Genomic DNA, 19,452 nt, shown 5'->3' on the forward strand with positions numbered 1-19,452 from the left:
TGCGCTCAAAGGAGAAACATGCGACACCTTCAACTGATTACTTCCGGAGAAAGCCACGGCCCTGCATTGACGGCACTCCTGGAGGGCCTGCCCATGGGGCTCCGTCTGAGCAGGAAGAAGATCGACGAGCAGTTGGCTCGCCGCCAGGAGGGCTACGGCCGGGGCGGGCGGATGAAGATCGAAGAGGATCGTGTGGAGATTACCGGTGGCCTTCGCCATGGAGTGACTCTGGGAAGCCCCCTGAGTTTCCTGATTGAAAACCGGGACCACGAAAACTGGCGCGACTCGATGAGTCCCGAGGCACTTCGCGGGAAGAAGATCAAGGCGGTCACCCAGCCACGGCCCGGCCATGCCGATCTTGCCGGCTACCTGAAGACCGGAACTCCGGACATCCGCAACATTCTTGAAAGAGCGTCGGCCCGGGAAACGGCGGCTCGCGTTGCCGCAGGTTCGGCCTGTCGGCAGTTGCTGGAGAGTTTGGGAGTGGAGATCTTCAGCCATGTTCTTTCAATCGGCGGCGTAAGAAGCCAGCCGAACTACGATGACCTGGCCGCCATGGCCGAAAGAGCCGCTTCCAACGATCTCCATCTTGCCGACGATGAGAAATGCTACGAGCGCATGCGAAAGACGATCAAGGGTGTCTGGGGCGAGGGCGACACTCTCGGCGGTGTTGCCGAGGTAGTGGTGCGGGGCCTGCCCGCAGGTATCGGGCATTATGTGCACTGGGATCGTCGGCTGGATGCGCGCCTTGCGAGTGCGGCGATGTCGATTCCTGCGGTCAAGGGCCTGGAGTTCGGACCTGCCTTTGAGAATGCCACGAAGCGGGGAAGTCGCGTGATGGACAGCATTGCCCCGGACAAGCGTCGACGGAATCCCGGGCAGGGACGCTATGCGAGAAGCGGAAACCGCATGGGGGGACTGGAGGGCGGCATGAGCAACGGGCAGCCGCTTCTTGTTCGTGCGGCCATGAAACCGATCAGCTCTCTGACGCGTCCTCTCGATACTGTGGACATCGCCACGGGGCGGAAGGTCAAGGCCGTGCGCGAGCGATCCGATGCCTGTGCCGTGCCGGCGATGGGAGTGGTGCTCGAGGCCATGGTTGCCCTCATCCTGGCCGATGCCGTTCTGGAACAGTTCAGCAAGGACACGATGCGAAACCTGAAAGCCGATTGGCGGCGTCACCTTCGCCAGATTGCTGCGAGATGAATCTCTACCTGACCGGATTCATGGCCTCGGGGAAAAGCACCCTGGGCGACTATCTCTCCGAGTACAGCGGGCGGAGTTTTCGTGACCTGGACCGCTGCATTGTGCAAAGGGCCGGCCAGTCGGTGCGAGAAATCTTTGAGAGCGAAGGAGAGTCCGGATTCCGCGACCGGGAAACCGCGATGCTCGAGGAGCTGGACAGGGAGGACCGCCTGATCGTGGCCACCGGGGGTGGGATCATCGAGAGACCCGAAAACCGGAAGATCCTCCAGGCCGCCTTTACCGTCTTCCTGGACTGGAAGTGGGAAAACCTGTCGCCCTGGTTGCAGAGTGTTTCTCGCCACCAGCGTCCGCTTCTCGAGAAGAGTGAGGAAGAAGTGCAGGCTCTCTTCGAGCGTCGCCTGCCCCTGTATCGCGAGGTTGCTACAGAAACCCTCGAGGTCCACGACCCCGAGGAAGGCAATCTTGGGACGGTTCTCGATTCCCTCTGCGAACGCATCCACGAAGCTCTTCTTTGCGCCGAGGGCGAGCCATGAGAGTCATTGCCGGGCGTTTCAAGGGCCGCCGCCTCTTTGTTCCGCCCAAGGGCGTGCGCCCGACGAGCGACCGGGTGCGGGAAAGTCTCTTTTCGGTTCTCGGCGGCGTCCTGCAGGGGAAGAGGGTTCTTGACCTCTTTGCCGGTTCCGGGAGCCTGGGCATTGAGGCCATGAGCCGGGGAGCCGTGGAGGCCACCTTTGTGGACCGTTCCCGGACGAGCATGAATGCGCTGGAAAGGAACCTGGCTCCCTTGAAATCTCCCCAAATTGAGGTCAGACTCTACCAGAAGAGGGCTTCGGCCTATGTGGTCAATGACTGGGCCGGGGAGGATTATGATCTTGTCTTTCTGGATCCGCCCTACGGAGACCCCGATGGCGACCTCTGCCTGAAGCGAATTGTGGAACTGCGAAGCGGGCAATTCGGGAAACTCGTTTTCGAAGCATCTTCTCGCGATCTTCCCCCGGTGCCGGAAGGCCTGGAGATTGAGCGACAGCTGGAGTTCGGTGATACGACCGTCCTGATTCTCTCTGAAGGAGGAAAGCCATGAACCGCTGGCTTTATCCGGGTACCTTTGATCCACCGACCCTCGGGCATCTCGACCTGATCGAGAGGGCTCTTCCCCTTTGCGATGAATTGATTGTCGCAGTGGCAAAGAGCCGGGAAAAGTCTACCTTGTTCAGTCTGGAGAAACGGATCGAAATGGTCGAGCGCAGTGTGGAGGACTTCAGCACCGTTCGTGTGCTGTCCTTTGATACCCTGCTGACCGAGCAGGTTCAGAATCTGGATGTCAGTGCCGTCTTGCGAGGCGTACGAGCCTTCAGCGACTTCGAGTACGAACTGGTCATGGCGCTGACGAACCGTAAACTGCTCGACCGCTTTGAGACGATCTTCATGATGCCCTGCGAGGCCTTTATTTATCTCAGCTCCACGCTGGTGAAGGAAGTTCTTGCCTTCGGAGGCGACCTCAGTGAGTTCGTGCCGGAGGTAGTGTTGGAAATGATTGAGGAGAAACAGTAGGTGGAAAGATTCAGTGACCGGCTCTCGCTTTCAGGCGGGGGTATCGAGGCTTCCAAGACTTTGGCCGTAACCGCTCTTGCGCGCAAGCTGAAGTCAGAAGGCAGGGACATTCTGTCCCTTACGGCCGGAGAGCCTGACTTTTGCACTCCCGCTCATGTGGCCGATGCGGGCGTGGAGGCAATTCAAAGCGGAGCCACTCGCTACACGGCTGCCGCCGGCGAACCGGCGTTACGGGAAGCCGTGGCCCGGAACTACTCCGCTCGCTGGGATCGGGAACTTCGCAGAGAGCAGGTCTGCGTGTCCAGCGGCGCCAAGCCACTTCTCTACTACCTGATGAGCGTCCTGCTTGATCCGGGCGATGAGGTTCTCTACCCGAGACCTTTCTGGGTCAGTTACGAAGCCATGGTGAAGATGCGCTCGGGGCGGCCGAAGCCCATTGAAACCCGCCTGGAGGAAGGGCTGAAGCTGAAGGCGGCGGACCTGGATGCCTCGGTGACGGATCGCTCGAAACTGCTGCTTCTCAATAACCCGACCAATCCGACGGGTGCCGTCTACAGTCGCAAGGAATTGCTGGAACTGGCCGAAGTCGTCCGCGACCGGGACCTTCTGGTGATTTCAGACGAGATTTATGAAGACCTTCTCTACGGAGACCTGAGCCACCAGTCCCTTTACACGGTGGCTCCCTGGATGCCCGAGAGGACGGTCGTGGTCAGCGGCGTCTCGAAGAGCTTTGCCATGACGGGCTGGCGACTGGGCTATGCTCTCGGAGATCCTGCCATTATCGTCCCTCTTGCGAATTACCAGAGCCAGGCTCTTTCCAGCCCCAGCCAGATCAGCCAGCGGGCGGCCCTTGCTGCAATGGACGGTCCCCGGGAGCCGATCGAAGCCATGCGCCTTGCCTTTGAAGAGCGACGCAATCTGGTTTGTGACTTTTTCTCCGCAACGGGATTTCCCTTTGTAGACCCCCAGGGAGCCTTCTACCTCTTCTTTGACACTTCGCCGGTGCTGGAGGCACGCGGCTGGGAAGATGGTAATCGTTTCTGTTCGGAGCTGATTGAAGAAGAAGGCGTGGTCCTTGTTCCCGGCGATGCCTTTGGCATGCCGAACTATGCACGCCTTTCCTTTGCCGCCTCGGAGGACGATCTCAGGAGCGCCTTCGAAAGACTCGGACGCTTTTTCCGCTGATGTTTATTGATCGCGTCATGATCCGGATTGCAAGCGGGAAGGGCGGCGATGGCTGCGTGGCCTTCCGTCGCGAGCGTTTCATTCCCCGCGGAGGGCCCTGGGGTGGCGACGGCGGGCGTGGAGGATCGGTCACCCTGCGAGTGTCCCGAAAGTTGAACACACTTCTCGATCTTCGTTACCGCAACTTCTACCAGGCAGACAAGGGCAAGTCTGGTGGCAGTTCCCACAAGACAGGACGAAGCGGAGAGGATCTTGTCATCCTCGTGCCTCCGGGCACTTTGGTAAGAGATGCAGAAGAGGATGAGATTCTCGGCGACCTGACCGAAGAAGGCGATGAACTGTTGGTCGCTGAAGGCGGGAAGGGGGGAGCCGGCAATGCCCGTTTCAAGACGGCCAGCCGCCAGACTCCCGATTTTGCCAAGGACGGGAAACCCGGCGAAGAGAAGACCCTGGAACTGGAACTGAAGCTGATTGCCGATGTCGGACTGGTCGGCTTCCCGAATGCGGGCAAGAGCACGCTGCTTTCGGTGATCTCAGCGGCGAGACCAAAGATCGCCGATTATCCCTTCACGACTCTGGAACCGAACCTGGGCATTGTGAAGACTTCGGAGTATCGAAGTCTGGTGATGGCCGACATCCCCGGCCTGATCGAAGGTGCCAGTGATGGGAAAGGCCTCGGCAAGGAGTTCCTGCGGCATATTGAGCGCACGAGGGTGCTTCTCTTCCTGGTGGATGCCAGCGTGGAAGATCCGGTGGGGGAATACCTGACCCTTCTCGTGGAGCTGGAGAAGCACGATGCGGAACTGCTCGACAAGCCCCGGATCCTCTGCCTGACAAAGACGGATCTTCTTTCCGAAGATCCCCCTCGCCCCGAAGGTCTCAAGGAATCCGTTTCCTTCTATTCCATCAGTTCGGTCGCCCGCAAGGGGCTGGACCCCTTGCTACGCGAACTGGACCTGCATGTGAATCCCCCCGAAGAGAACGAGTCGCCGGCGATTCCGCCGAAGTAGGTCTTTGATTCTGTATCCTCAGGAACACTCTCCTCAACCCCGCCCTACGCGATCGCATAGCTCTTCCCGCTTGACTTGTGAGCCCGGCCAGCCCTTATTGGGCGCTTCATCAACCCGGAGTTGCCCATGAGCCTTCGCAACATTGCAATCATTGCCCATGTCGATCACGGAAAGACGACCCTCGTGGACGAGGTCATGAAACAGTGCAAGCTGTTTCGCAAAGGGCAGGAAGTTGCCGAGCGTCTTCTCGATTCCCATGATCTTGAGCGTGAGCGGGGCATTACGATCCGCTCCAAGAACATCTCGGTCAATTATGGCGATGTGCGCATCAACCTCATCGACACTCCCGGCCATGCGGACTTTGGAGGCGAAGTAGAGCGTGTTCTGAAAATGGCCGACGGAGTCTTGCTCCTGGTCGATGCCTTTGAGGGCCCGATGCCCCAGACCCGCTTTGTCCTTCAAAAAGCCCTTCAGCTTCACCTGAAGCCCATCGTGGTGATCAACAAGGTGGACCGCCCCGGTGCGAGACCGCTCGAGGTGCATGATGAGGTCCTCGATCTTTTCATCGACCTGAATGCCGATGAGAATCAGTTGGAGTTCCCGACAGCCTATGCCGCGGGTCGCGATGGCTGGGCGGTGGCTGACATGGGAGCCGAGCGCAAGGATCTGACTCCCCTGCTGGACATGATTGTCGAGCATATTCCTGCACCGCTCGTGAAGGATGGGCCGCTACAGTTGCTCTGCACAGCGCTGGATCACAGTGACTATGTCGGCAGGATCGGCATCGGTCGGGTCTTCCGCGGGAAAGTGCGAAGCGGGGAAACCGTGGCCCTCATCAAGAGGGATGGAAGTACCGAAACCGCCCCGATAAAACAGCTCTTTCAATTTGATGGTCTCGGTAGGCGCGAAGTGCAGGAGGTCTCCTGCGGAGACATCTGTGCCGTAGTGGGGCTTTCAGAGGTAGAGATCGGCGATACCTTGTCCGATCCCCTGAATCCTGAACCCCTGCCCCTGATCGCCATGGACGAGCCCACGCTCACCATGAGTTTCCTCGTGAACACGAGCCCCTTCTTCGGGAAGGAAGGCAAGTATTGCAGCAGCCGCCAACTTCGTGAGCGGCTGTACAAGGAAACCGAGCGTGACATGGCGCTCCGGGTGGAAGACACGGCAAGCCCGGATGAGTTCAAGGTTTCCGGTCGCGGCATTTTGCACCTGTCCATTCTGATGGAAACCATGCGACGCGAAAGCTACGAGTTCATGGTCGGCCAGCCCCGGGTCATCTTCAAGGAAATCGACGGGAAGAAGGCGGAGCCGGTGGAGGTTCTCTCGGTCGATGTGGCCAAGGAACATTCCGGAACCGTGATCGAGCATCTGGGAACCCGCCGCGGCGAGATGGTGAAGATGGAGAATCGTGATGGACGGAGCCTGCTTGAGTTTCATGTTCCCAGCCGTGGCCTGATCGGTTTCCGAAGTCGGATGCTCCGGGCAACTTCGGGCGAGATCACACTGAACCACCGCTTCTTTCAATACGAGTACTTCAAGGGATCGATTCCCCATCGGCAGACCGGGAGTATTGTCTCCATGGCTCAGGGTGCTGCCGTGTCCTTCGCGCTGGATGCTCTCCAGGATCGGGGACGCTTCTTTGTGGACCCGGGAGAGGAACTCTATGCCGGCATGATCATCGGCGAGAGTCCCAAAGAGGGAGACATTGTGGTCAATGCACAGAAGTCCAAGAAGCTGACAAACATGCGGTCTTCCTCTTCGGATCGCGGTTTGAAAGTAGCTCCGGCCGTGAAGTGCAGCCTGGAGGAATGCCTCGAGCACATCTCCTTTGACGAATATGTGGAGATCACGCCCCAGTCGATTCGAATGCGCAAGGCTCTCCTCGATGAGAATAATCGCAAGCGAGAATCCCGGGCATCCGCAAAACTGGCATCGGATACGAAGTAGAGGGTCGCCCGGAAGCAACTTGTCCGGGAAACTCTCCCCTGCCCAAGTTGTGGGCAGAGAAGCTGGAGAATCTCGCAGTTCTGCACGAAACTTTCGGCCCGCATCTTGCCACGGCATAGCATGCAGACCTTGCAAAAACTGGAACTCAGCCATCGACTTCTCTATCACCCGAATCACTTCCCGAAAGAAGCGATCCGGGCAGAGCATCTGGAAGGGCTCCTGGAAAAACTGCGCCGGGAAGGACTGGCGAAGGAGCATCTTCCTTCACAGAAAGAGCTTCAAAGGCAGGGCGAGTATTGCAAGGAGAAGGGGATCCGCTTGATCCTCAGCGGGGAAGCGGAGTACCCGGCGGCTCTTCTTGATCTCCCTCAGATTCCCCCGCTTCTTTTCACAATGGGTAGCCTTCCGACAATAGAGAAAGTTTCCATTGTGGGGAGCCGCCGCTGTTCTTCGCGGGGGCAAAGTTTCGCAAGGCAGCTTGCAGAGAGGCTGAGCGGGGAAAAGCTCTGCATCGTCAGCGGCCTGGCCCGGGGCATTGACCGTGCCGCCCATGAGGGAGCCATCGAAAAGGGGGAGACTCTTGCGGTCCTCGGCGGGGGACTCGATTGCATCTACCCTCCCGAGCATGGGGGGCTTGCGAGAAAAATCATGAAGGAAGGAGCACTGATCAGCGAGTTCCCGCCCGGATGCCGCCCGCGCCCCTTTCACTTTCCCCGTCGCAACCGCATCATTGCAGCCCTGTCCCGCGTCCTGATTCTTGTCGAGGCCGGCGAAAAGAGTGGCGCCCTGTCCACCGCAATGCATGCCCGGGAACTGGGTCGAAGCGTCATGGTGGCGCCTTCCTGCCCCCTGAACCCCGCAGCCAGGGGAAGCAACCGGCTCCTGCTCGAAGGAGCATTGCCTGTTCTCAGTGCAGGCGAAGTGCTGGAGGAACTGGGCTGGGGCAAGCAGGGGGGACGAGTCTGGAACTGCGAGCGTGCAAGGGAAGAAGGGATCACCGATCTTGAAACCTTGAGTCTCAAATCCGGATGGCCCCTGGATCGGGTACTTCGTGAACTCTCCGACTGGGAACGATCGGGCGAGGTGAGAAGAGAAACCGGCGGACGATTTCACTTCCTTGCTCTTGCAGAGGAAGGACCCGCAAGCTAGCATCCTTGCATGCGCATGAAACATCGAATGGAAAGTTTTCTGGTGAGGATCGGTCTCCGGGTCTTCTCCTGCCTTCCCTGGCCCACACTGAGTGTGATTGGAAAGTACCTGGGAAGGCTTGCCTGGACTCTCGGCATTCGCCGTTCGAGCGTCCGTGAAAACCTGAACATCGCCTTCGGGAAGGAACTGGACAAGCCCGACCGGATTGCCCGCAAGTGCTATGAGTGTTTCGGACGCACCCACCTTGAGTACTTCGCCCTGCCTCGCTTGCGAGAGAAGGGGATTCTGGAAAGCATCGAAGTGGAAGGTCGCGAGCATCTGGAGGCAGCGCAAGAGCGGGGCAAGGGGATCATTCTCCTGATGAGCCACTTCGGAAACTGGGAACTGGTCGGCCTGATGGGAATGCACCTGGGTCTCGATGTGCATCTTCTTGTCGGAGACTTGTCCAACTCCCGGGTGGACGAACAGATCAACGAAATGCGGGAACGCCTGGGGCTGAAGATCCTTCGCCGGGGCATGGCACTGCGAAGCACCCTGAAACTGCTGCGAGAGAACAAGACAGTTCTCTTCCCCGGCGACCAGGAGGCGCGCTACCACGGAATCACGGTTCCCATGTTCGGCCGCAGGACGCTAACTCACCCCGGCGCCGCTCACTTTGCCCTGAAAACCGGTGCTGCGATTCTCATGGGATTTCCGATTCGAGACGGATCCCGTTTCCGCTTTCGTTTTCTTCCTCCCATTCTCCCGGAGGGGGAGGCGACGAAAGAGGCGGTAATAAAATGGACCGCCGTTCACACGGCGGCCCTGGAATCGATGGTCCGGGAATTTCCGGAACAGTGGTTCTGGCTACATCGCCGCTGGAAGGCGGCGCCGAAAGGCGAGGACGGGCTTCCCGAGAAGGCTAGCTTGGCAGATCCGATCCGGGAACCAGGGTCTGCGATGCCTTGACCGCGATTTCTCCATGCATGCTCTCGAACTTCTGCATGTTCTGTTCGAGGGTTTTCATGAAAGCCTTGGCGTTGGGGGCGGCCATGATGATGCGCTCGACAACCTTGGCCTTCGGAACGCCGGGCACGACCCGCACGAAGTCGAAGACGAACTCGCTGCCCGAGTGTGTGACCACGGTCGCGTTGGCATAAGTACCGGGCGCCATTTCCTCGCCCAACTCGATATTGATCCTGTGCCCCTGTGCGGGATTATCCTTGCTCATTTTGACCTTCCCTGATTTGGTGTTTTGTCCGCAGGCAGGATAACAGTCACTTCTTCAGGCCGCCAGCCCCAATCTTGACACTCCCCATTTTCCTTGATAGCTTGCCTTTCCACCTTTTCAGGGATTGAAATGAACCCCGACTCCTCACATTCACGCAAGCTGAAGGAAAATCTCGATGCTTTTGCCGGGCTTCCGGTGATGGTACTCGGCGACCTGATGCTCGATGTCTACCTTTCGGGCCCCGTGGACAGGATCAGCCCCGAAGGGCCGGTTCCCGTGGTGGATATCCAGCGCCGGGAGAGTCGCCTCGGGGGCGCGGCCAATGTGGCGAGAAACATCGCAGCACTTGGCGGGAAACCACTTCTTCTGTCCCTCATCGGTGAAGACGAAGCCGCTTCGGAACTTCGCGAGATTCTCAATTCTCGCGGCATCGACCCCGCGCACCTGATCAGCGATTCCTCCCGGAAGACCACCCTGAAAACCCGCATTCTGGGAAGCGGACAGCAGGTCTGTCGTTTTGATTCCGAAGACCGCTCAGCGCTGCCCGCCGAATTACTCCGCCGAATTGAGGACAAGGCCCTGGAACTGCTTCCGCAATGCCGCGCCCTCCTGCTTTCTGACTACGGGAAGGGCGTGCTCGAGGACCACCTCGTCAACAAACTCATGATGGAGGCAGGACGGAGAAACATCCCGGTCATTGTGGATCCCAAGGAGGGGCATTTTTCCGCCTACGAGGGGGCTGATCTCGTAACACCGAACCGGAACGAAGCAGCGGCTTCCTTCGGTCTGCCCATTCACAATGACGCGGATCTGGAGACCGTGGGACTCGGTCTGCTCCAGCGTCTGAAGCTGCGCAGCCTCATGATCACTCTCGGGGGCGATGGCATTGCGCTCTTTGAACCCGGTCAAAAACTTCGGAAGTTTCCGGCACTGGCCCGCCATGTCTACGATGTCACCGGAGCGGGCGACACCGTGGTCTCCGTCCTCAGTCTGGCGATGGCTGCGGGCATTGGCCTGGAAGAAGGTGCCCGCATTGCGAATCTGGCCGCCGGGCGAGTGGTCGCAGAAGTGGGAACAGCGGTCGCCACCGCCGGAGACATCCTCTCTGCCTCTCTGGATATTTCCATGGGACAGACCGCTTCGGAGCCGGCCCGGATTCTCCGCCGGGAAGAAGTGGCCTCCTGGGCTGAAGAGCAGCGAGAGAAGGGACGAAGGCTGGTATTCACCAATGGCTGTTTCGATGTCCTTCACTTCGGCCATCTGTCCCTGCTTCTCGAGTCTGCAAGGCAGGGAGACCTTCTGATCCTGGGTCTCAACAGTGATCGCTCGGTGAAGCGTCTTAAAGGCCCGCATCGTCCGGTCAACGGAGAAGAGGAAAGAGCACGACTTCTTTCCCATCTGATTCCTGTCGATGCAGTGGTGATTTTCGAGGAAGAAACTCCCCTGAACCTGATTCAGGAGTTGAAGCCCGATGTTCTGGTCAAGGGCGGGGAGTACAGCGAGGATGAAATTGTCGGGGCAGGGGAAGTCCGTTCCTGGGGGGGCGAAGTGATTCGTTTTCCCATGCAGGAGGGATATTCCTCCACAGACTTGATTCACAGGAATGAGGAATCCGGCGAAAGCCGATGAAGGGAAGGGGACTCTGTGAAGATCCATGAGTATCAGGCGAAGCAGATCTTTCGGCGCTTTGACATGCCGATTCCGGAGGATCGCGTGGCGACGACTCCCGAAGAGGTCAAACAGGCGGCAAAGCAACTGGGTGGCGGTTTGACAGTGGTGAAGGCGCAGGTTCTTGTCGGCGGTCGCGGCAAGGCCGGCGGCGTGAAGCTCGCCGAGAATCCGAACGATGCGCGCGAGAAGGCGGAGACCATTCTCGGAATGGATCTCAAGGGACTGACGGTCCGCAAGGTTCTCGTGACTCCGGCCGTGGACATTCGCGATGAATACTATCTGGGCATCGTGCAGGACCGGGCTGCCCAGGCTCCCACACTGATGGTCTCTGCGGCCGGCGGCGTGGACATCGAGGAAGTTGCACGCACGAGCCCGGAGAAAATCGTCAAGTACCGGATCGACCCGGTGCGGGGCCTGCGCGCCTTTGAGGCACGCAAGGTGGCCTTTCAGATCGCTGATGGTCGTGTCGCCATTCGGATCGCTGACATGATCCGCCGTCTCTGGCTGGCCTATGACTCCGTGGATGCTTCTCTGGCCGAGATCAATCCCCTTGTCGTCACTCCCGAAGACAAGGTCTGGGCCATCGATGCGAAGATCAACCTGGACGACAACGGGCTTTTCCGCCAGGGCGACATTGCCGAGTGGAGAGATCCCGATGAAAGCGAGCCCGAGGAAAACGAGGCACGGGAAGCGGGTCTCAGTTTCGTGAAGCTGGAAGGCAATGTGGGCTGTGTTGTCAACGGAGCGGGCCTGGCAATGGCTACCATGGATCTTGTGAAATACTATGGGGGAGAGCCGGCGAACTTTCTGGATGTGGGCGGCTCCTCCAATCCGGACAAGGTGGTGAAGGCGCTGGACATCATCACCCGGGACTCGAATGTGAAGTGCATTCTCTTTAATATTTTCGGAGGGATCACCCGTTGCGATGATATCGCACGAGGCATTATCGAGGCAAAACGGCGCATCGACATTTCCGTGCCGGTGGTGGTTCGCCTCATCGGCACCAATGAAGAGGAAGGTCGCGCCCTGCTTGCGGAAACGGATCTTGTTCCCGCAGAAACCATGGACGAGGCTGTGCAGAAATCCATCGAGCTGGCGGGAGGTGCGGCATGAGTATCTTCATCAACAAGGAAACGAGGCTCCTCGTTCAGGGAATCACCGGGCGCGATGGAGGCTTTCACGCAGAACAGATGAAGGCCTATGGCACGAATCTCGTGGCGGGGGTCACGCCCGGCAAGGGCGGCCAGGAAGCCGTGGGGGTGCCGGTCTTTCACACGGTCTCCGAAGCGGTGGACGCGACCGGAGCGAACACTTCCTGCATTTTCGTCCCTCCGGCCATGGCCTCCGATGCGATTCTCGAAGCAGTGAATGCGGGCATCCAGACCATCATCGCTGTCACCGAAGGCGTTCCGGTATCGGACATGAACCGGGTCATGCCCCAGGTGCGGGAGAAGGGAGCCCGCCTCATTGGCCCCAACTGCCCGGGCCTGATTTCTCCGGGGCAGTCCAAGGTGGGCATCCTCCCGGCCAGCATTGTCAAGGAAGGTCCGGTGGGTCTCGTCAGTCGCTCGGGAACCCTGACCTATGAAGTGGTGGATCAGCTCAGCCGCAATGGACTGGGGCAAACCACCTGCATTGGAATCGGGGGCGATTCGGTCATCGGGACCAATTTCATCGACTGTCTCGACGCTTTCCAGCAGGATCCGGCAACGGAGGCCGTCGTCATGATCGGAGAAATCGGGGGCACGGACGAGGAAGAGGCCGCCGACTTCATCCGGGATCACATGGACAAGCTGGTGGTGGCCTTCATTGCCGGTCAAACGGCGCCTCCGGGAAAAAGGATGGGCCACGCAGGAGCCATTATCTCGGGCGGTTCGGGAACTGCCGAGGAGAAGATCGAAAAGCTCTCCTCCGTAGGGATCCCCGTCGCCGAGATTCCCAGTCAAATTGTTGCGCTATTACAGAAAAACTACAGCCCATCGAAGTAAGGAGTTTTCTTGAGCAAGACCTACCTGATGATAAAACCCGAGCTGGTCGCGGATCAGAAGATCGGCGAAGTGCTGAAAATGTTGAGCGACAATGGTTTCCGCATTGAGCGCCTGGAGTTGAAGAAGCTCTCGATGGAAACCGTGAAGCAGTTTTATGCAGAGCATGAAGGCAAGCCCTTCTTCCCCGATCTGCTGAGCTACATTACGGGGGGACCCGTCGTGGCCGTGGCTCTGGAGAAAGAAAGCGCGGTTCCCGACCTGCGGACTTTGGTGGGAGCCACCAATCCGGAAGAGGCCGCGGAAGGTACCATTCGGGATCTTTATGGACGCAGTCTGCAGAATAACGGCGTTCACGCCAGCGACTCGGATGCTTCAGCGGAACGAGAACTCGGGATTATCTTCGCATGAGACCGGGAAAGCCGGGTGCCCTGCCCCTTGACAAGGTGCAACTTGCATCCTACCATAGGCTTTCCACCTTCTCCGGTGGGAGCATTCCATGAAGATTCTGCTTTCGGAGATTCGGGATGAGAGCCGGGAGTTTCGGCGGGAATCCTCTCTGATTCTGGAAGGCTTGGAAGAGCGCATCGGGGAAGTGCAGATTCAGGCACGGATCCTGGTCGAGCCGGCGGGAGACCGCTGGAATGTCCGGGCAGAACTTGGCGCTGAGTATCCCATGCGCTGCGACCGCTGCTCCGGACAGTTTCAGGATCGTCTGGAGACAGAGTTCCAGCGCACGGTTCTCCGCAAGGAGGTCGAGGGTCTGGAAGAGGGAGAGGATGTCATCATCCTTCCCTATGAGAGTCAGGAAGTGGATCTTCTGGCTCCGCTGCGCGAGGCACTGCTTCTGGCACTGCCTCTTCAACTGCTCTGCAGGGATGATTGTGCGGGACTTTGTCCCCACTGTGGTCAGGATCTGAATCAGGGATCCTGCGATTGTGAAAAGGATCCCGGGGACTCAAGATGGGGGCCCCTCCTGGAACTGAAGAAACAGATGGAGCAGGACAAAAATCCGGGCTCCGGTGAAAGGCAGGAATAGCAATGGCCGTTCCGAAGAAAAGAAAATCCCGCTCCCGTTCACGGATGACCCGCGCGGTCTGGATGGCGAGTGTTCGCACTCCTGCTCTGGTCAAGTGCAGTCATTGCGGGAGCATGAAAACGTCTCATGTGGTTTGCCCCGATTGCGGCTGGTACGCCGGCCGTCAGGTTCTCAAGGTAGAGACGGACTAGTTTGAAGATCGCACTCGATGTGATGGGAGGCGACTTCGGGCCTCCCGTTCTCGTTCGTGGTGCCCTGAAAGCACTCCGCGAACTCGACCCTGCACCGGAGATCCATCTTTACGGAGATCCCGAAGAGATCCGTTCTGTCCTTCAGGAAGAGGGAGAGAGTTCGGATCTTTTTGCGATCCATCCGACCACAGAAACCATCGACATGCACGATTCTCCGGCTCGCGCCGTGCGTCAAAAAAAGGACGCTCCGGTGCCGCGTGCCATGCGGGATATCAAGGACGGCAAGGTGGATGGCATCGTCAGCGCCGGCAGCACCGGAGCCATGGTCGCTGGCGCCCTGCTTACCCTGGGGAGGCTTTCTCATGTTCTGCGTCCTGCCATCGCCACCTGGTTTCCCGGCGAGGGTGGGGGTTCCGTCCTTCTCGATGTGGGAGCGAACTCCGACAACAAGCCGGAGCATCTTGCGCAGTTCGGAGTCATGGGCCGGCTCTTTTCCGAGTCCGCTTTCTCGGTAGAGAATCCCCGTGTAGGCTTGCTGAACATCGGCGAAGAGTCGAGCAAGGGCAGCGAGCTTTATGTTCAGGCTCACGAGCAGCTTTCCAGAATGCCGGTGAACTTCATTGGAAACATTGAGGGCCGTGACATCGTCCGGGGGAAAGCGGATGTCATCGTCTGTGATGGTTTCACCGGAAATGTCGTGCTGAAGCTGGCCGAAAGCATGCTCGGATATCTGGCCAGCCGCATGAAAGAGACGGTTCTCTCACGCCTGAAGGGCAAGATCGGACTTCTTCTTATGAGAAGCGGCCTTCGTGAGATCCGCAAGGAACTCTACTATGCCGAACATGGAGGAGCGCCCCTTCTCGGGGTGAACGGGACGGTGATTATCAGCCACGGCAAGAGCAACGAGCTTGCCATCAAGAATGCCATTGGAACGGCCGTCCGCTTCCAGGAAATGCACACCATTCAGAGAACCAAGGAACTCCTGCAGGGAGTCGAGGAGAGTGAGCTTGAAGTCTGAGTACGGCGTAAGGGTGATCGGCACAGGCCGCGCAGTTCCCGACAGGATTCTCACGAATGAGGATCTCAGTAAAATCGTGGACACCAGCGACGAATGGATCAGCACTCGCACGGGCATCAAGCGACGCCATGTCCTCTCCGAAGGTGAAAATAACAGCGACCTTGCGACCCTCGCCGCCGAGCGCGCCCTCGAGGATGCCGGCGTGAAGGCAGAGGAAATCGACTTCCTGATTATCGGCACGGTGACCGCAGATCTTATTTTTCCCAGCCTTGCGGTACTCGTGCAGGATCGCATCGGCGCCAGGAATGCTGCCGCCTGGGATCTTTCTGCCGCCTGTTCCGGCTTCCTCTTCGGTCTTCAGCAGGCCCGCGCCATGTTGGCATCGGGGCAGGGGCAGAAGGCCCTTGTCCTCGGTTCCGAAGCATTGACTCGCCTGACCAATTATCGGGATCGAAATACCTGTGTCCTCTTCGGGGACGGTTCTGGCGCGGTGGTTCTGGAAGCCTGCGATCCCGAAGAGAATACCATCCTGTCCACCGGCATCCGTTCCGATGGATCCCTTGCCGATCTTCTGAAGTGCCCCAAGGGAGGAACGGCCGATCCAGTGACCCCCGAGATCATCGAGAGCGGGGAAGACAAGATCCACATGGCGGGCAAGGATGTCTTCAAGCACGCAGTTCGTAATATGGGAAGCGCCGCCGAGAAGGCCCTCGAGGAAGCCGGCATCAAGGCCGAGGAAGTTTCTCTTCTCATCCCTCACCAGGCGAACACACGCATCATGGAATCCCTGGCAAAGCGGCTCGCCTTTCCGATGGAAAAAGTCTATATGAACATCGAGGAATACGGGAACACGAGTGCCGCATCCATTCCCATCGCACTTGATGAAGCGCGGGAAAAGGGGCGGGTGAAGCCGGGAGAGCCGATCCTGTTGCTGGCATTCGGTGGTGGCTTTACTTGGGGTTCTGCCCTCCTGTCCATCAAGGAGACCAAATGAGAACGCCCATGATCTTTCCCGGACAGGCTTCCCAGTTTGTGGGCATGGCTGCCGACCTCTATGAGTCTCATGAGCTTGCCAGACAGCGTTTTGATCAGGCAAACGAAGCGCTGGATTTCGACCTGAAGCGACTCTGTTTTGAAGGCCCTCTCGAAGAGCTGACCGAAACCCGTTATGCCCAGCCCGCTATCCTTGTGGCGAGTGCCCTTGCTTTTGATTACCTGACTTCCCGGGGCATGGAGCCTTCCATCGTCGCTGGGCACAGTTTGGGAGAATACTCGGCACTGGTGGCTGCGGGCGTTCTTCGTTTTGAAGACGCACTTTCCCTGGTGACCCTTCGCGGAAGACTGATGTTTGAAAGCGGCGAAAAGACACCGGGCACCATGGCCGCAGTCCTTGGTCTCGGTCGCCAGGATGTGGAGGCGGCCTGTGAGACGGCAGCCCAGGGAGAAGTTCTTCAACTGGCCAACCTGAACAGTCCCGCCCAGATGGTGATCAGCGGAGCCGTCGAGGCAGTGGCCCGGGGCATGGAAGCCTGCATGGAAGCGGGTGCAAAGAAGGTCGTGCCTCTTCCCGTGAGCGGCGCCTTTCACTCGCAACTCATGGCCTCGGCCGCCGGAGAACTGGCAGCGAAACTCGAGACCACGGAGTTTTCCGAAGCGTCGATCCCTGTCATTGCCAATGTGACCGCTCAGCCCACGACTTCAGGCGATGAACTGAAACAGCTTCTTATTGAGCAGTTGACCCGCCCGGTTCTCTGGTCTGATTCCATGCAGCATTTGATCGGGAACAGCGAAGAAGCGAGTATTCTGGAAGTGGGCCCGGGCCGTGTTCTCATGGGTTTGATGCGTCAGATTGACCGTTCCGTGAAGGTGCTTCCCCTGGGCAGTCTGGAAGCTCTGGAGGACTACTGCGGACAGGAAAAGGAGGCCGGAGCATGAATCAGGATTTCAGCGGAAAACTGGCTCTCGTCACCGGGGGAACCCGGGGAATTGGTCTTGGCATCGTGAAGTCCCTGCTGGAAAACGGGGCGAGGGTAGCCCTCGTGGGGAGCAACCCGGAGAAGAGTGCCGGGATTGCCTCGGAGCTGGCCGGTGAAGAGCAGGTGCGTGGCTACGCTTGTGATGTCTCTGATGCCGATGCCGTCGAGGAACTGGTCAATCGGGTCCGCGAGGAAATGGGCGAGATTGATTTTCTGGTCAACAATGCGGGGATCACTCTGGACGGGATCTTCATCCGCATGAAGCAGAATGACTGGCAGAGGGTTCTCGATGTGAATCTTGGAGGCACCTACAATTTCTGCCGATCGGTGGCCCGCGCCATGATGAAGCGTCGTGAGGGCCGCATTGTGAATATCAGCAGCGTGGTGGGGCAGACCGGAAATGCGGGTCAGGCGAATTACGCTGCGAGCAAGGCCGGTCAGTTGGGGCTGACCAAGAGCCTCGCTCGCGAGCTGGGACCCCGTGGAATCACCGTCAACGCCGTGACCCCTGGCTATATCGAGACCGACATGACCGAGGATCTTCCCGAAGCCGTTCGTGAGGAAATGGTCGCCGGCATTCCCCTGAAAAAGGCCGGAAGTCCCGAGGATGTCGCAGGAGCCGTCCTCTTCCTCCTTTCTCCCTCAGCGAGTTACATCAGCGGGCAGGTTTTGGGAGTCAATGGCGGCATGACCATGGTTGGCTAGACCGTTTAGCATTTGACAGCAAGCTCCCTTTGCCCTAAAGAGGGGGAGCAAATCGGGCAAGGGCCCAATATCCAGGAGGAAAGAGAATGGCAAGCATCGAAGAGAGAGTCATTGCGATTATCGAGAAGGAACTGGGCGTGAATCAGGAGCAGATCACTCCTGCGGCCTCCTTTATCGAAGACCTGGGCGCAGACTCCCTGGACACGACGGAACTGATCATGGCTTTTGAGGAAGAGTTTGACCTCGAGATTGCCGACGAAGCAGCGGAGAAGCTGACCACGGTTCAGGCGGTTCTGGAGTATCTTCAGTCTGCCGTCGAAGCTTAGGAAAGTTTCGTGGACCGTCGCGTAGTTGTTACCGGAATCGGGATGATCAGTCCCCTGGGCAAGACCCGCGAAGAGAGTTGGGATGCTCTCCTTGCAGGCAAGTCGGGGGCCGGGGAGATCACGGCCTTTGATACGGAAGCCTATACGGTGAAGATCGCCGCAGAGGTCAAGGATTTTGAGCCCACGTCTCTTCAGGATCCCAAGGAAGCAAAGACCACGGATCGCTTTGCCCAGTTTGCCATCTTCGCCTGCGAGGAAGCTCTTGGCGATGCCGGTTTACTCGAGGACAAGCCTGCCTCCAACCGGACCGGGGTCATCGTGGGTTCCGGAATCGGCGGGATGTTCACCTTTGAGAAGAACCATACGGCACTCATGGGCAGGGGGCCCCGCAGGGTCAGCCCCTTTTTCATTCCCATGATGATTGGCGACATCGCAGCAGGCATGATTGCCATGCGACATGGTTTCCGCGGTCCGAACTATGCAACGGTTTCTGCCTGTGCTACCGGGGCTCATGCCATCGCCGATGCGGCCATGCAGATTAAGGCCGGACGCGCCGATGTCATGATTAGCGGCGGAAGTGAAGCCACGATTACGCCGATGGCGATCGCCGGCTTCTCGAACATGAAAGCCCTGTCAACCCGCAATGAGGATCCGACAAAAGCCAGTCGTCCTTTTGACGCTGAGCGCGATGGATTCCTCATGGGTGAGGGTGCAGGCATTGTGATCCTGGAGGAATACGAGCGGGCTCTTGCCCGGGGAGCGCATGTCTATGCGGAGGTTCTCGGTGCAGGGCTCACGGCCGATGCCCACCACATCACGGCTCCCCATCCCGAGGGACTCGGTGCCCGTGAAGCGATGGAAATGGCTCTCGGAGAAGCGGGCATTGCAAGGGAGCAGATTGGCTATGTCAATGCCCATGGAACCAGCACTCCCTACAATGATCGCACCGAGACGGCGGCCCTTCGCACTTTTTTCGGGGATCATGCTGAAACGCTGAAAATCAGCAGTACAAAATCCATGACCGGCCATCTTCTCGGAGCGGCCGGAGGTCTGGAGTCAGCAATCACTTCCCTGGTCCTTGACCGGGGAAAGATTCCTCCGACCATCAATTACGAGAATCCTGATCCCGATTGCGACCTTGACTATGTGCCCAATGCCTCGATCGAGCACGAAGTGGAGGCCGCCATCAGCACTTCCCTGGGCTTCGGAGGGCACAATATCGTCCTTCTTCTGGCCCGGGATCCCGCTCGGCGATAGCCGCATTTCCCGGGGGTTCCCGC

At 58.7% G+C, this 19,452-nt stretch carries 22 protein-coding genes; 21 read left to right on the forward strand and 1 reads right to left on the reverse strand.

Annotated elements, in window-relative coordinates; translation table 11 throughout:
• Window positions 1-18 precede the first annotated feature (18 nt).
• From aroC to QGH30_00175, 9 genes are all read left to right on the forward strand, one after another.
• Window positions 19-1,206, forward strand: coding sequence for a chorismate synthase (aroC, locus tag QGH30_00135; protein ID MDP7020753.1), 1,188 nt, complete (start codon window positions 19-21; stop codon window positions 1,204-1,206).
• Entirely contained in the window at window positions 1,203-1,739 is a 537-nt protein-coding gene (locus QGH30_00140) for a shikimate kinase (GenBank protein ID MDP7020754.1), read from the forward strand. The genes aroC and QGH30_00140 overlap by 4 nt, the downstream gene beginning before the upstream one ends.
• Window positions 1,736-2,287: a 16S rRNA (guanine(966)-N(2))-methyltransferase RsmD gene (gene rsmD, locus QGH30_00145; GenBank protein ID MDP7020755.1), complete on the forward strand. Its 552-nt coding sequence runs from the start codon at window positions 1,736-1,738 to the stop codon at window positions 2,285-2,287. The genes QGH30_00140 and rsmD overlap by 4 nt, the downstream gene beginning before the upstream one ends.
• Window positions 2,284-2,757, forward strand: a complete 474-nt coding sequence (gene coaD, locus QGH30_00150) for a pantetheine-phosphate adenylyltransferase (GenBank protein MDP7020756.1) — start codon at window positions 2,284-2,286, stop codon at window positions 2,755-2,757. Before rsmD ends, coaD begins: the two co-directional genes overlap by 4 nt.
• The gene (locus QGH30_00155; GenBank protein ID MDP7020757.1) at window positions 2,758-3,942 is read left to right on the forward strand and encodes a pyridoxal phosphate-dependent aminotransferase; all 1,185 of its coding nucleotides are present in this window, start codon (window positions 2,758-2,760) and stop codon (window positions 3,940-3,942) included.
• Entirely contained in the window at window positions 3,942-4,952 is a 1,011-nt protein-coding gene (gene obgE, locus QGH30_00160) for a GTPase ObgE (protein ID MDP7020758.1), read from the forward strand. Before QGH30_00155 ends, obgE begins: the two co-directional genes overlap by 1 nt.
• Before the next feature lie 126 nt (window positions 4,953-5,078).
• A complete protein-coding gene (typA, locus tag QGH30_00165) occupies window positions 5,079-6,902 on the forward strand; it encodes a translational GTPase TypA (protein MDP7020759.1) in 1,824 nt (607 codons plus the stop codon).
• Between the two features lie 120 nt (window positions 6,903-7,022).
• Complete coding sequence (gene dprA / locus QGH30_00170; GenBank protein ID MDP7020760.1) at window positions 7,023-8,051, forward strand: DNA-processing protein DprA; 1,029 nt, start codon at window positions 7,023-7,025, stop codon at window positions 8,049-8,051.
• A gap of 27 nt (window positions 8,052-8,078) precedes the next feature.
• The gene (locus QGH30_00175; protein ID MDP7020761.1) at window positions 8,079-8,999 is read left to right on the forward strand and encodes a lysophospholipid acyltransferase family protein; all 921 of its coding nucleotides are present in this window, start codon (window positions 8,079-8,081) and stop codon (window positions 8,997-8,999) included.
• Here the strand turns inward: QGH30_00175 and QGH30_00180 are convergent.
• Window positions 8,953-9,261, reverse strand: a complete 309-nt coding sequence (locus tag QGH30_00180) for a DUF3467 domain-containing protein (GenBank protein ID MDP7020762.1) — start codon at window positions 9,259-9,261, stop codon at window positions 8,953-8,955. The genes QGH30_00175 and QGH30_00180 overlap by 47 nt on opposite strands.
• 129 nt (window positions 9,262-9,390) lie before the next feature.
• On the opposite strand from QGH30_00180, the gene rfaE1 reads away from it, so the two are divergent.
• From rfaE1 to fabF, 12 genes are all read left to right on the forward strand, one after another.
• The gene (gene rfaE1, locus QGH30_00185; protein MDP7020763.1) at window positions 9,391-10,890 is read left to right on the forward strand and encodes a D-glycero-beta-D-manno-heptose-7-phosphate kinase; all 1,500 of its coding nucleotides are present in this window, start codon (window positions 9,391-9,393) and stop codon (window positions 10,888-10,890) included.
• A 15-nt stretch (window positions 10,891-10,905) separates the two neighbouring features.
• Window positions 10,906-12,045: an ADP-forming succinate--CoA ligase subunit beta gene (gene sucC, locus QGH30_00190; GenBank protein MDP7020764.1), complete on the forward strand. Its 1,140-nt coding sequence runs from the start codon at window positions 10,906-10,908 to the stop codon at window positions 12,043-12,045.
• Window positions 12,042-12,920: a succinate--CoA ligase subunit alpha gene (gene sucD, locus QGH30_00195; GenBank protein ID MDP7020765.1), complete on the forward strand. Its 879-nt coding sequence runs from the start codon at window positions 12,042-12,044 to the stop codon at window positions 12,918-12,920. Before sucC ends, sucD begins: the two co-directional genes overlap by 4 nt.
• A 9-nt stretch (window positions 12,921-12,929) precedes the next feature.
• Complete coding sequence (ndk, locus tag QGH30_00200; protein ID MDP7020766.1) at window positions 12,930-13,328, forward strand: nucleoside-diphosphate kinase; 399 nt, start codon at window positions 12,930-12,932, stop codon at window positions 13,326-13,328.
• 88 nt (window positions 13,329-13,416) lie between these two features.
• Window positions 13,417-13,956 carry a DUF177 domain-containing protein gene (locus QGH30_00205; protein MDP7020767.1) on the forward strand — a complete coding sequence of 180 codons (540 nt, stop codon included), beginning with the start codon at window positions 13,417-13,419 and terminating at the stop codon, window positions 13,954-13,956.
• A gap of 2 nt (window positions 13,957-13,958) precedes the next feature.
• Window positions 13,959-14,147 (forward strand): 50S ribosomal protein L32, encoded by a 189-nt coding sequence (gene rpmF / locus QGH30_00210; protein MDP7020768.1) that lies wholly within the window; start codon window positions 13,959-13,961, stop codon window positions 14,145-14,147.
• A gap of 1 nt (window position 14,148) precedes the next feature.
• Window positions 14,149-15,165 (forward strand): phosphate acyltransferase PlsX, encoded by a 1,017-nt coding sequence (gene plsX, locus QGH30_00215; GenBank protein MDP7020769.1) that lies wholly within the window; start codon window positions 14,149-14,151, stop codon window positions 15,163-15,165.
• Window positions 15,149-16,159 carry a beta-ketoacyl-ACP synthase III gene (locus tag QGH30_00220; GenBank protein ID MDP7020770.1) on the forward strand — a complete coding sequence of 337 codons (1,011 nt, stop codon included), beginning with the start codon at window positions 15,149-15,151 and terminating at the stop codon, window positions 16,157-16,159. Before plsX ends, QGH30_00220 begins: the two co-directional genes overlap by 17 nt.
• Window positions 16,156-17,100 (forward strand): ACP S-malonyltransferase, encoded by a 945-nt coding sequence (gene fabD, locus QGH30_00225; GenBank protein ID MDP7020771.1) that lies wholly within the window; start codon window positions 16,156-16,158, stop codon window positions 17,098-17,100. The genes QGH30_00220 and fabD overlap by 4 nt, the downstream gene beginning before the upstream one ends.
• Complete coding sequence (fabG, locus tag QGH30_00230) at window positions 17,097-17,846, forward strand: 3-oxoacyl-[acyl-carrier-protein] reductase (protein MDP7020772.1); 750 nt, start codon at window positions 17,097-17,099, stop codon at window positions 17,844-17,846. The genes fabD and fabG overlap by 4 nt, the downstream gene beginning before the upstream one ends.
• An 86-nt stretch (window positions 17,847-17,932) precedes the next feature.
• Window positions 17,933-18,172 (forward strand): acyl carrier protein, encoded by a 240-nt coding sequence (gene acpP, locus QGH30_00235; protein ID MDP7020773.1) that lies wholly within the window; start codon window positions 17,933-17,935, stop codon window positions 18,170-18,172.
• Window positions 18,173-18,181: 9 nt separating this feature from the next.
• Window positions 18,182-19,429, forward strand: a complete 1,248-nt coding sequence (gene fabF, locus QGH30_00240; GenBank protein ID MDP7020774.1) for a beta-ketoacyl-ACP synthase II — start codon at window positions 18,182-18,184, stop codon at window positions 19,427-19,429.
• Window positions 19,430-19,452: the final 23 nt, after the last annotated feature.

The organism is Candidatus Krumholzibacteriia bacterium, from assembly GCA_030748535.1.
GTDB lineage: Bacteria > Krumholzibacteriota > Krumholzibacteriia > JACNKJ01 > JACNKJ01 > JASMLU01.